Raw genomic sequence first — 12,497 nt, forward strand, 5'->3', positions numbered from 1 at the left:
TATCATAAAGTTGTTGATATTAATAGGTTTTCTTGTGTTAGTTGTTTCAATCTGTCATTTAATACTGAAGGTGACATAGCATCACACTGTGCTTGTAATGCCCTAAAGTTGAGTGCTTGTTTACGCAGTTGCCATAGGATCCTCATGTTCCATTTTCGGCCCAGTAGATCAAATAACGCCATGATCGGAACACCGGATTGTGAGCCGCGTACGGGAGTATGGGGAAGGGGAGCTGTTATTTCTGTGGTCATGAGTATTATTTTTGAGTGCAAGAGGTTGATTGAAAGGATTTTACCATCTTTGCTACTAAAACAGTAGCGGTATTGATTGTGAAAAAATGCTGTATAATATTCAGTTAAAAAGGAAGTATGAGATGTTTTTAGTCGATATGGATTTTAATAATATGGAAACAATCACCCCAGAATGAAGGCTACAACATAGAGAGTATCTTGCGCTTGAATATGAAAAAAACCACTTGATTTTGGGTGGGAGAAAGCTCCCTCATATCGGGGCGTTACCCAGAGGGATCATTCTGTCTCAGCATGTAACCCGTGAAGCCTTGGAACGGTGTTTAACACAAGATCCGTTCATCAAGAGCGGCAGTGTAAGTTACACAATAACAGAATTTATGCCCGTTATGGCTGCTAATGAATACCGTCATATCTTAGGTGAAGTGGAAGTGTTGTGATGATTGTTAATGAAGATAAACGAAGTTACTCAGTAACAGTATTTATATTGAATATGGCTGCTGCTAATGAATATCGTCATATCTTAGCTGACGTAGAGTCTTTGTGATGCTCGTCGATGAAGATAAGCATCATTAGTTAGTAATAAGTTGCATATGTAAAATGGGAAAAGGCTGGTTTTGTTGATCCAATGCTGAGCGACTCATTACCTGAAAACCCGTAGGCTTTGGGGTTTTGTTCATTGACATCGACTTTGGTTACGTTGAGGTGATGAATGGCATAGTGAACCAGTTTTTTTCCCAATTGTTTCCCTTGACAGTCGGGTGAGATAAATAACATTTCAATGTTATCTTTATGAGCACCGATAACCCCATGAATATGCTGATTATGTTCAATGATAAATAAATTCACTGCATCAAAATATTGCTCCAGAATTAAAGGCTTTAATGTGTTAATATCCGCCACGGTTAGAAAGTCATGACTGGCTTTGACAGAGGTTTCCCATATGTCGATGAGTATGGGGTATTGCGTTGAATTGGCTGAACGGATAGTCATATTATTATCTCTTGAATAAGCATTTTTAATTTTTAGATACATAATGGCAATGTAGTCTAAATATTTACCTATACATACTCTACTTTTGTCGAGTGTGTTATTACCATTGAGACTGCGATATCTTTAATATTGAAAATCGATTTCACTTTGAGACAGAAAATCAGGTTTTTGGTGCTGCTTTAATTGGTATATGACGCGATAACTTAATAATGCTTGCACATACTCTCGGGTTTCTTGATAGGGAATGGTTTCAATAAAGCTGACGGCGTCGAGTTGACCTTGAGATTGTCTGAGCCATTTTCTGACCTTGTTTGGGCCAGCGTTGTAACTGGCTGCAGCGAGGATCCTATTTTGATCAAACGCTTTTTTTAATTTGCAGTAATAAGCGCTGCCTAATTGAATATTGGTGGCTTCATCAAATAATGATTGCTGTTTATAGCGCACTTTTTCTCGTTTAGCGGTGAGCTTGGCTGTGGCTGGCATTAATTGCATATAACCGCGGGCACCAGCATGGGATGTGGCATAAGGGTTAAAGGCACTTTCACGACGAGCAATAGCCCTGAGTTCATTGATATTGGTTTGTTGCTTTGTGGCAGCGGCTTTAAAGTGAGTTTGCGCCGCATAAGGAAAACGCAGATCCATATCATTCCATATCTTGGCTTTAATACTGGTTTCTATCCCTAAGTTAAACCATTGTTTCTCTAATGCAAAGAGTGCATATTCTTGCTGCATGGATTGAGACTGTCTATTGAGTAACATCAGCCATTCGCTGCGTGCATCGATGATATTGTTGATGGCCATTAATTCAACGATCCTTGCTAAAGCGGGATCTTGATTGAGTTTAGCTTTTAATGCCGGTTGACTTTGGGTGGATTGATGTCGTAACTGAAACGGCTTATTTTGTTGTTGCGCGGCAAGATAGCCATAGAAATGACGTTGTTGACTGAGGGTATTTAATAGCGTTTGCGCGAGGGGATCTTGTGCGTTGTCACGCTGTAATAAACGTGCACGCCAATAGGTCCATCTTGGGTTATCTTGTTTTGCTTGACTTAAATGTTCAATATAGCGTTTGACGTTAGACCAATCTTTATCTTTTATGGCCCAACGTATGCGTCGCTCGATTAAATCATCATAGATTTTATTGCGTTTTTTATCACGAAATGCTTCTTGAAGCACCGTTTGTTTATGGATTGTTTCGGCTTGGTCTTGTTTTTGGGTGAGCTGCAATAATTGCGTATCGATATCGGTTTGCAATGTGGTTTCTTCACGGATTAAGGCACGCTTTAATAGATAGACTTGCAGTGTATGGGCTTTTTCAGGTGTGAAGGCCTGCTCATTTTGATAGCGAGAGAATAGCATCATGGCTTGAGTGATATTTTGTTTAGCCAGTTTTTTAAGGCCAAGATACAGAGTGTCTTCATTAAAATGATTGTTCGGGTCGAATGGGGTGTTGGTTATGAATGTTTTTGCGAGCCTGTTTGGTTGTTTATAAACGTGAATGAGCCGCTTTGCTTCTGCTGGATGGGCTGTCAGTTGTTTGGCTAGATAGCTTAATAAGCTATATTGGCGGGCATCAAAGGTTAATAGCATGCGTGACCAAAGTAGATCTTGTGTGATTAAACCGTCTTTTTTCCAAGCGGTAAATAAAGGATCGCATGCTTTGGGGCGAGATTTTCCCCATAGCCATAATTCTTTGGCACCAGTGTAAGCAATTTTGGTATTACCTTTGGCCAATTGGGCTCTGAAAAAATAACATTGTAGTGTGATGTTATTGGGTGCAGTGGGACTGATAATTAAAAAATCATTCCAACGCTTTTTTTGACCGACTCGTGCTAAATAACGGCCTCGAGCACGATTATATAGAGGGGAATATTGCCATTGGTTTATGATGGTTTGGGCTTGCTTTCCGGGTAATTGGCTGAGGTCATTTTTTTTGGCTTGATAATCTAAATAGATGGCAAGTGGATACTTGTCTAATGCTGAACGAAGTGTCTTATAGTGCTTTTGCTGATTTTTATCTAACGCTTTTTGGGCGGCTAAATAATGTTGTTGTTCGACTGTTAACGTTTGCGCGTGGCTAGATAAAGAGAATAAGAGTGTGAAGCAGTAAAAAGTACCCCATAATGTAAAGTGACAAGCTCGCGTCATAATATCTCCTCTTTATTAACCCTTTGTGTTAAGTCGTCTGGTGATATCGTTAGCCAATATCAGCTTACGTTTCTGTTGCATCATTGCATCTTCTGGTGGTCTGATTATACCTATAGCCTCTTATGAGTATCTTGTCTTGTTATTTTACCTCTAAGGCTTGAATATTTTGCTTGATCACAAGGAATGATAAGCAAGCCGTCAGCTTGCTTATCATATTGAGTGCATTTTTATTAACAGCTGTTCAGCTTTGTATTTCAGTGTCCGTTGCTGTTGCGATAAAGGCTTGATCGAGCAGTTGTGGAGGGAGTTTCTTACTGATGGGAACCCCTAATTGCTGCATTTGGTGGGCTTGACGTATGAGATTACCTTTGCCCGAAGAGAGTTTATTCATTGCTTGTTGAAAACTTTTATCGGCACTGTCTAATGAGCGGCCCAATTTTTCCATATCCTCTAAATAGCCACAAAGTTTGTCATAAATTTTGCCAGCTTGTTTAGCGATGTTTTGGGCATTTTGATTTTGGTACTCATAGCGCCAAATATTATTAATTGTTCGCAGGGCGACCAATAGGTTTGTTGGGCTAACGAGCATGATATTGTGCTCGAGGGCAAAATTCATCAAACTCGGATCGTGTTCTAGTGCGAGTAAAAAGGCAGGTTCCAGTGGGAGAAACATAAGCACATAATCGAGGCTTTTTAGACCGTGTAATTTCTGATAATTTTTTTGACTTAAGCCTTTGATATGTTGACGAACTGAAATGATATGCTCTTTAATGGCTTGAGTTTGAACCGCTTCATCATCGCTATTGAAATAACGTTCATAAGCGACCAAGGTCATTTTGGCATCAATGACGACATCTTTATTCTCGGGTAAGTGAACGATCACATCGGGTTTAAAACGTTTACCTGATTCATTTTTTAAATCTTGTTGTGTGTGATACTCATGGCCTTCTCTGAGGCCACTATCTTGTAAAATACGCTCTAAAATGACTTCACCCCAGTTACCTTGTTGCTTATTATCACCTTTCAAGGCTTTGGTTAAATTCACGGCATCTTGACTCATTTTAACGTTAAGCGCAGTCAGAGATTCCAATTGATGCTTTAGCGCATTGCGTTCACTTTGTTCATGAGAATAAGAGGCTTGTACTTGAACGCGAAAACCTTCGAGTTGCTGTTTGAAAGGGGCGAGGACATGATTGAGTTGGCTATCATTATGATGTTGTAGTTTTTCACTGCGCTCTTCAAAAATCTTATGTGCTAGGTTTTCAAATTGTGTGGTTAATCGTTTTTCGGCATTTTCAAGTAAGGCTATTTTATCTGTTAAAGCTTGTTGCTCTGCTTCGAATTTAACCGTTAAGGTCTGTTGCATCGCATTGGCTTTAGAGAGACTGAGTTGAGCTTCCATTTGCTTACGTTGAGCATCGGTGATTTGCTGCTCTAATGTGGGCACTCGTTCACCAAGGGCTTGGGCCTTACCCAGTTCCGATAAATGCCGTTCTAGCTTCTCCTGACGTTGTTGCAACGAGGTGTCTTTTTGATCTATTAATTGTTGATATTGCGTGATTTCATCCGTTAAAGTGATTTTGGTTTGTTCCATCTCTGCTTGCATATTTGAGCGGACTTGTTCCCATTTTTTGCGTGTTTTTCTTTGATTAAATAAGGCACCAATGAGTAAAGATAACAAGGCTGTAGCAATAAATGGGATGAACTCCAGCAGTGAAGACAAGGTTATTAAAGGCATAGAAATCACTCTTTATATAGATAGGGGAATAGAGTGACATGTGCAGGAATTGTCTGCAAGCCTTAGACACATGATTGCTGCTCTCTTAAGCACTTTTTTGTTAAAGATTTGAGAACTGAGCTTGAAGATAAACCTGTGCTGAACAAGGGATGAATACTTTTGTCTTATTTGTCGGTCTACTTTGATAAGGACGCGATCCCCATTAATCATGACTTAAGGATTTAATCGATTATGCTAATAAAAAAGAAACCGTCTTGGGATAAATTTAACCACAATGACGTTACTCCTGAAGAGGTTTATCAGCAAAGGCGGCATCTATTAAAACAAATAGGTTTTCTAGGGGCGGGAACGTTATTGTCTTTTCCTGCTCAAGCAGGGCTTTGGGATCTATTTAGTGATGATAAGTCCAGTGAGCACTTTAAGCAAGCTGGACTGAATTTTAAAAAACAGCCAGCATATGATCAATGGATTTATGGCGATGAAACGCCTGAAGCGAAGGTGATTTCTCATAATAATTTTTATGAATTTGGGACCAGTAAAACTGATCCTATCGATAATGCTCAATCTTTTCAGGTTAGTCCTTGGCAATTGAGAATAGAAGGTGAGGTCGAAAGACCGATGGTGCTTGATTATGATGCGCTATTTCGTTTATTTCCGTTAGAAGAGCGTATTTATAATTTTAGATGTGTGGAAGCGTGGTCTATGGTGATCCCTTGGATTGGTTTTTCGTTGGCGGATATATTAAAAAAAGTGGGGGTAACCAGCAAAGCGACACATGTGGTGTTTGAGACCCTATATGATCCAGAGCAAATGCCAGGGCAAAAGAACCGTTTTGTGGGGGGGGGGGTGGCTTATCCTTATGTTGAAGGCTTAACATTAGCTGAAGCGATGACCGAGCTGACTTTTTTATCGGTGGGATTGTATGGTAAGACCTTGCCGCCGCAAAACGGCGCTCCTGTTCGTTTAGTGGTGCCTTGGAAGTATGGTTTTAAAAGTATTAAATCGGTGGTGACCATTCGGGTAACGGACAAGCAGCCCCCGACGAGTTGGAATCGCTTAGCTCCTAATGAATATGGTTTTTACGCCAATGTTAACCCGAAGGTTGATCATCCTAGATGGTCACAAGCGAGTGAAAGGCGGATTGGTCAGGGGGGATTATTTTCGGCAAAACGGATCAATACTCTGCCTTTTAATGGTTATGGGGATATGGTTGGCGATCTTTATAAAGGGTTAAACTTGAAGGTTAACTTTTAATGCGTTTATCGACAAAAAAGATTTTTAGTATCAAGATCTTTGCACATTTAACCGGAATGCTGCCTTTATTGTATTTGTTACTTAAAGTATTAGAAGGGCAAGCAGGAGGCGATCCTGTTCAATATATTATCCACTTCACCGGCATGGGGGCCCTCAATAGTGTGGTCTTGACCTTGTTGATCTCTCCTTTAGCAAAACAATTTAAATTAGGGGGATTATTGAATGTTCGGCGCTTAGTGGGTCTTTATGCATTTAGTTATGCCAGTTTACATGTGTTGGCCTTTTTTAGTTTAGATTTACTCTTTGCGTGGTCTTTATTTTTTAGTGAGGTCGCGAAACGACCTTATATTTTATTAGGTTTGTTGGCGTATGTTTTGTTAATGGCATTGGCTTTGACTTCTTTCTCGCATATTAAACGAAAAATGCGCGGTCATTGGCAAAAGCTGCATAATTGGATTTATGTTATAGCAGTATTGGTACCGATACATTTTTATTGGTCAGTGAAATCAGAAGTTATAGAGCCGAGTTTGTATTTGCTGACATTGTTTATTCTCTTATGTATACGCGTTAAAAAATTCAATATTTTTTCATCAAAAAAAACAGCTTCACGCCAGTGATCTCTAGTGAGAAGTGTTTGTTTTATCGACGATTGAAATAAGCGAAAATAAGCATAATGGTGTATTGATTTTATATCACAGTTAATGTGAATAATTAACTCACATTAACTTAATATCCGCAACATGAGAATAAATATTTATTCTCATGTTTAAAACCATAGAGAAAGAGTGTCTATTATATAAAATATGCTATTTTAGCTACCATTACTACGTTGTCGAATTCATTTTAATTAGAAATAAAATCGAGTAATCAAAAAATGAGTTTAAGTGCTGTTGATGAACACTCGACACAATCGTATTGTGCACCGATGCTTAAATCATAAAACTTGCTGATAGAACTAAAATATGAGTTATATGATATTTTTTATGAAAATCAACAGGCTAGTTTATGCCTTTTCTTCTTGCTGCTTCATGATCTGAACAACTTGCTCATAAGATAAATTAAGTTGACGAGATAAGTTAATTATCTTGGTTTTGTATGTTTGAATATTTTCTTGTTGGGCAATAAATTGCTGTTCTTCTTCAATCGATTCATTAACGGCTTCTTGTAATATTTGTAATCGGCGTAAATTAAAGTCTAAAGAAGAAATATATTTTTTCATTTGTGATTTATTTCTGGCTTGATCTAAATCACTGGTTCGTTTTTTATCGTAGTTATACTGATCTAATGCCGCGATAGCATCTTCTAAATCTAAATTATTGTTCATTTGGGATCACTTAACTTTTAGGTGGATGTAGACGAGATATAAATTTCTTCTATTATAAAGGGAATCTCTCCATTCTTAAAGCCTTTCTTATTATCTTTTTAACAAGAAACTTGTTTTGTTTCTTGTTTTGCGATTAGACAAGGCGTAATCTGAATGAAAACAATGCGAATGGATGCCTGAATGCTAGATTTACTTCCTGATTTATTTGATCACTATTTGGATAAACTATCGTTGTTGCCCTCAACATTCATTTCTTATGGTGGTGAGAGCCTTTTTTATGGTGAAGTGGTCACTGTGGGGTGTTTTGAAGATAATTCTAAGGTTAAATGGGTATTATCTCAAGCAGGGAAAGGGAAAGTATTGGTGGTCGATGGACGGGGCTCATCAAGGGCATTATTAGGCGACATGATTGCGAAATCAGCGGTAAAAAATGAATGGGAAGGCATTATTATTCATGGCAATATAAGAGATGTAATGTGTATGAGGGCCTTAAAAATAGGCGTTCAAGCCCTAGGAAGCAACCCTATTAAGACAGAAAAGAGAAATAGAGGGGAAATTAATATTGAATTAGAGATTGCAGGGGTGAATATTCAGCCTAAAATGTGGGTATATGCGGATGCACATGGTGTGGCATTCTCTTTAAAAGCGTTAGATTTGTCTGTACTGAACGAATAAATTTTTTTGTTTTTAATTTAAATGGAACCTCTAATGAAAGTAATAAAATGGCTTGTTATCGCTTTATTCACTTTATGTGTCGCCTTTGCAGCTTATATTAGTCTGTTTTTTGACCCTAATGATTTTAAACCTCAAATTATTGAATTTGTAAAAGAGAAGACCGGACGCCAATTAACGGTAACGGATGATTTAAAGTGGACATTTTTCCCTCACGTGGGGATCGAATTAGGTGGGATCAGTGTGTCAAACCCACAAGGGTTTGAATACCCTGAGATGTTGCAAGTTAAGCAGGCGGTTGCTGAAGTTGAATTCTTACCGCTTTTACAGAAAGCCGTCGTGATCCAGCAGCTTAAGCTGGATGGATTGACTTTTATTTTAGAAACACAGAAAGATGGACGTTCAGGTCTGGATGGCTTAACGGCTTCAACATCTGAGCAAAAACCCCCTTCTTCAGGTGGTTCAAGTGCTTCTAATACAGGGGGCAATGTCTCACGTTTAGAGATTGGCGGAATTGAAATTAAAGACAGTCAAGTGTTGATTATTAATCAACAAACTGGAACCGAACAAGTTTTTTCATTAGCTGAGTTGACGCTGGGACGTTTCCAATTAGGCGAGTTTGCGACGATTGATTATGAATTGACGGCGAAATTACCTGACATGATATTGAAAAGTTCAGGCGAAGGGGCCGTGCGACTTGATAATAAAATGCAAAACATCACCGTTAAAGATTTTGAGATAAAAAATAAAATCCAAAAAATAGACAGCCAAACACCTGCTTTATTGGTCGAGGTTTTGATGCAAGTGGCAGTCGACTTACAGGCTAAGTCATTAACGGTTGGATTTAGCGATATTGCGGCAATGGACTTACATGGCTCGGCCAGTATTGACGTTAACTATGCGAATAAAGTGCCGAATATTAACCTGAGATTAGATTTTGATGATGTAGATTTTGACAAATTATCTGCGGCAATGGTGGATGAGACAGCTAAAAGCTCTGATGACAATAATCAGAGTCAACAGGCGGCAGTAGAGCCCGACTTATCGGCATTAAAACAAGTTGATCTTGATGCCGTTGTCACTGTTAAATCCGTTAAGATGAATAATCTTAAATCTGAGAATTGGAATATGCAGGCGCAATTGAAAGGGGGCGTATTGAATATGAATTCACTCACGGCCGATCTTTATAAGGGGCAGTTGGTGGCCAGTGCGGTACTCGATACGAGGCCTTCTGTACCGAGTTATTCTTTTAAGAAAAATATCACAGGGGTTGAAATTCGACCGTTATTAACGGATGCGGCTCAAGTTGACTTATTAGCGGGTCTGGCAAATTTAAGTATTCAAGGTAAAGGGTCGAGTCTTATTGCTGATAACATCAAGAAAAATTTAATCGCATCAGGGAAATTTGAAATTGTTGATGGTGCGCTTTATGGGATTAATGTGCCACAAATGATCCGTCAAGCTGAGGCCAAATTGAGTGGCAGCAGTGTTGCTGAGACTAATGAAGAGAAAAAAACCGATTTTACCCGTTTGACAGGCAGTTTTACGATTGCCAAAGGGGTGGCCAGCAACGATGATCTTAATATGGCTTCGCCTTTAGTGCGCATAAATGGGGCGGGTAATGCCAACATTATTACTCAAGCACTTGATTATCAATTGTCCGCTAAAGTGGTCGGCTCGTTAGAGGGACAAGGCGGTAAAAAAAGTAATGTCTTAAGTGGAATTAATATTCCTTTAAAGATCACTGGCACGATAAGTGAGCCTAAATTTGCACTGGATACTGACGCATTATTAAAGGGTAAAGTGAAACAAGAAACCGATAAACTACAAAAAAAATTAAAAGATAAATTGCTGGATAAATTAGGAGGATTTTAATGGCTAAAATAGGTTGGGCAATATTATGTTCTTTGTCAATATTTGGGTGTGCTCCGAGTATTAGTGAGCCCGCTTCTCAAGGAGGGGTGACTGTGAGTCAACCTGATGTTGGTAATAAGTTGGCATTACCTATGAGTGAAAAGAAACAAAGCTTGTTGACTGGGGAGCTCATTTTACCGCCGCATATTGGGAAAAACACCGCTTTGACTGTGGTGCTAACGGTGAGTAACCCGCAGTCTTATGGTGTGCCATTATTATTTTCATCGGGTAAAAGCGGGGATTTATTGATCTATAATGACAAAGGGCAAAAAATTTGGACTTGGTCTGAGCAAATGATGTTTACCCAAGCACTACGAGAAAAGGTATTGGGAGCGGGTGAGAGTATCAAGGTTAGGTTTGCAGTACCGGCCAAGCTAATATCAGAGTTATGGGGCAGTGATTATACTTTGCAAGCGACTTTTGCTGGGAAGGCAACGGAATCAAAAGGTCAAGTGATGAATAAAGTGACTCAGAGATTATCGCTAAAAGATTAATGTATTGTGTGACTGTTGGTACAAAGCTTACTTAAACACAAGCCCTATAAATAAAAAGCGATCTTCTTAATACAAAGAAAATCGCTTTTTATTTCAGTACTGTTTATTTCAGTGCTGCTTATAATTTATGCTAATCCGTTGGCTTACACTCTTATTAGGTTCTGACCTTGGTCATATCAACATAGAGTTTTAACATTTGGCCTGGCTGGATATACTTCTGTTTTTCAAGTGCATTCCATTTAACTAATTCAGTGACACTGACGTTAAATTTATCGGCAATGCGTGCCAAAGAATCGCCACTTCTCACTTTATAGCGAACCGTTCTCATGATTGCACTGAGACTGGATTTGCCATTGGATGTCCATATCACCAGCTTTTGGCCAATTTTAAGCGGATCTTTAGCTGACATACTATTCCAGCTAGCCAATTGAGTCACTTTGACTTTATAACTACGGGCTATTTTCCAAAGAGAGTCACCCGATTTGACTTGATAGTTGACTTTACCCGATGAACGTTTTTTATTTTGTTTACGGCTGGTTCGCTGCTCTAGCGATAGGGCGTACTGCTCAGGTTCTTTGGCTGCAACGGGAATTAACAGGTATTTGCCCGCGACAATAATATGGCCTTTTATTTCGTTTACGGCTTTAAGGGCGGCAACGGTGGTTCGATAGTGTTTGGCTATGGTACTTAAACTATCGCCGGATTTGACTTTATACCGTTCCCAATTGAGACGATCGTCGGATTTCGTATTCGCTAAAGCTTGTTTGAAGTGTTCAGCTTTGCTAATGGGTAAGACTAAACGATGGGGGCCTTTGGGCGCTGTAGCCCAGCGATTAAAGCCGGGATTGAGCTTATGTAAGGCTGAGGTCGACATATCGGCCAAATTTGCCGCCACGGCTAAATCAATTTGTTCACCAACATTAACCACTTCAATTCGAGGTTTATTTGGGATGGTTTTAAGTTTTATACCGTAAGTGTCTGCATTTTTAATCACATCGGCTAAGGCTAATAATTGCGGCACATAACGTTCAGTTTCTGTGGGCAAGTCAAGAGACCAGAAATCGGTGGCGATGCCTTTTTTCTTATTACGCTTGACGGCATTTAATACTCGACCTTCGCCAGTATTATAGGCCGCGATGGCATATAACCAGTTATTATTGGTTTTTTTATACAAGTATTCCATCATATCAAGGGCGGCGATAGTGGCAGCTGGCACATCACGTCTACCGTCATACCACCAATTCATTTGTAAGCCAAAATATTTAGCCATTGGGGACGTAAATTGCCATAAACCTGATGCAGCCCCCTGGGAATAGGCAAAAGGATCGAAAGCACTTTCTACCACGGGCAGTAGAGCCAGTTCCATGGGTAAATCACGTTTTTGAATTTCGTTGACAATGAGGTATAAAAACGGGGCTGCCCGTTCTGAAATGAGCTCCAAATGCCGTGGATGTTTGATATACCAATCTCGATATTGATTCACTAATTTGTTATCGGGAACGTTTAAGTGCATATTGAGACGGATCCGTTGCCAAACATCATCGATGACAACAGGAGATCGGGAGGCTTGTTGTGTGTCTGCCGTCATGATGGGCTCTGATGCCATCGTGATAGGTGTTACGGCAACGGTGTCTAATGATTGACAACCCGTAAGCAGAGAAAAACCCCCTGCAATAATAATATAAGGTGCGCGCATTGAAAATATTTATCCT

General features: G+C 39.5%; 11 protein-coding genes and 1 pseudogene. 6 read left to right on the plus strand and 6 right to left on the minus strand.

What is annotated here, in order from left to right; genetic code table 11:
* Positions 1 to 2: 2 nt before the first annotated feature.
* Positions 3 to 251, minus strand: a complete 249-nt coding sequence (locus tag L2764_RS11715) for a winged helix-turn-helix transcriptional regulator (RefSeq protein ID WP_248940411.1) — start codon at positions 249 to 251, stop codon at positions 3 to 5.
* A gap of 194 nt (positions 252 to 445) precedes the next feature.
* Between L2764_RS11715 and L2764_RS11720 the strand changes: the two are divergent.
* Positions 446 to 688 (plus strand): annotated as a pseudogene (locus tag L2764_RS11720) (YciI family protein); the annotation flags it as partial.
* 136 nt (positions 689 to 824) lie between these two features.
* On the opposite strand, the gene L2764_RS11725 reads toward L2764_RS11720, so the two are convergent.
* From L2764_RS11725 to rmuC, 3 genes are all read right to left on the minus strand, one after another.
* The gene (locus tag L2764_RS11725) at positions 825 to 1,241 is read right to left on the minus strand and encodes a GNAT family N-acetyltransferase (protein WP_312018352.1); all 417 of its coding nucleotides are present in this window, start codon (positions 1,239 to 1,241) and stop codon (positions 825 to 827) included.
* Positions 1,242 to 1,364: 123 nt separating this feature from the next.
* Positions 1,365 to 3,389, minus strand: coding sequence for a transglycosylase SLT domain-containing protein (locus L2764_RS11730; RefSeq protein ID WP_248940413.1), 2,025 nt, complete (start codon positions 3,387 to 3,389; stop codon positions 1,365 to 1,367).
* 241 nt (positions 3,390 to 3,630) lie between these two features.
* The gene (gene rmuC / locus L2764_RS11735) at positions 3,631 to 5,127 is read right to left on the minus strand and encodes a DNA recombination protein RmuC (RefSeq protein ID WP_248940414.1); all 1,497 of its coding nucleotides are present in this window, start codon (positions 5,125 to 5,127) and stop codon (positions 3,631 to 3,633) included.
* Between the two features lie 231 nt (positions 5,128 to 5,358).
* Here rmuC and msrP point away from each other — a divergent pair, with 231 nt between their 5' ends.
* Both msrP and msrQ read left to right on the plus strand, forming a co-directional pair.
* Entirely contained in the window at positions 5,359 to 6,381 is a 1,023-nt protein-coding gene (msrP, locus tag L2764_RS11740; RefSeq protein WP_248940416.1) for a protein-methionine-sulfoxide reductase catalytic subunit MsrP, read from the plus strand.
* The gene (gene msrQ / locus L2764_RS11745) at positions 6,381 to 6,998 is read left to right on the plus strand and encodes a protein-methionine-sulfoxide reductase heme-binding subunit MsrQ (protein WP_248940418.1); all 618 of its coding nucleotides are present in this window, start codon (positions 6,381 to 6,383) and stop codon (positions 6,996 to 6,998) included. The genes msrP and msrQ overlap by 1 nt, the downstream gene beginning before the upstream one ends.
* 386 nt (positions 6,999 to 7,384) lie before the next feature.
* On the opposite strand, the gene L2764_RS11750 is transcribed toward msrQ, so the two are convergent.
* Positions 7,385 to 7,705, minus strand: a complete 321-nt coding sequence (locus L2764_RS11750; RefSeq protein ID WP_248940419.1) for a hypothetical protein — start codon at positions 7,703 to 7,705, stop codon at positions 7,385 to 7,387.
* Between the two features lie 180 nt (positions 7,706 to 7,885).
* On the opposite strand from L2764_RS11750, the gene L2764_RS11755 reads away from it, so the two are divergent.
* From L2764_RS11755 to L2764_RS11765, 3 genes are read left to right on the plus strand one after another with little or no spacing between them, the layout of a single operon-like run.
* Positions 7,886 to 8,380 carry a putative 4-hydroxy-4-methyl-2-oxoglutarate aldolase gene (locus tag L2764_RS11755; protein ID WP_248940420.1) on the plus strand — a complete coding sequence of 165 codons (495 nt, stop codon included), beginning with the start codon at positions 7,886 to 7,888 and terminating at the stop codon, positions 8,378 to 8,380.
* A 33-nt stretch (positions 8,381 to 8,413) separates the two neighbouring features.
* The gene (locus tag L2764_RS11760; RefSeq protein WP_248940421.1) at positions 8,414 to 10,252 is read left to right on the plus strand and encodes an AsmA family protein; all 1,839 of its coding nucleotides are present in this window, start codon (positions 8,414 to 8,416) and stop codon (positions 10,250 to 10,252) included.
* Positions 10,252 to 10,785, plus strand: a complete 534-nt coding sequence (locus L2764_RS11765) for a BsuPI-related putative proteinase inhibitor (protein ID WP_248940422.1) — start codon at positions 10,252 to 10,254, stop codon at positions 10,783 to 10,785. The genes L2764_RS11760 and L2764_RS11765 overlap by 1 nt, the downstream gene beginning before the upstream one ends.
* A 154-nt stretch (positions 10,786 to 10,939) precedes the next feature.
* Here the strand turns inward: L2764_RS11765 and L2764_RS11770 are convergent, their stop codons facing one another.
* Positions 10,940 to 12,481, minus strand: a complete 1,542-nt coding sequence (locus L2764_RS11770; RefSeq protein WP_248940423.1) for a lytic transglycosylase — start codon at positions 12,479 to 12,481, stop codon at positions 10,940 to 10,942.
* Positions 12,482 to 12,497: the final 16 nt, after the last annotated feature.

It is taken from the genome of Shewanella surugensis, from assembly GCF_023284005.1.
Classification (GTDB): domain Bacteria; phylum Pseudomonadota; class Gammaproteobacteria; order Enterobacterales; family Shewanellaceae; genus Shewanella; species Shewanella surugensis.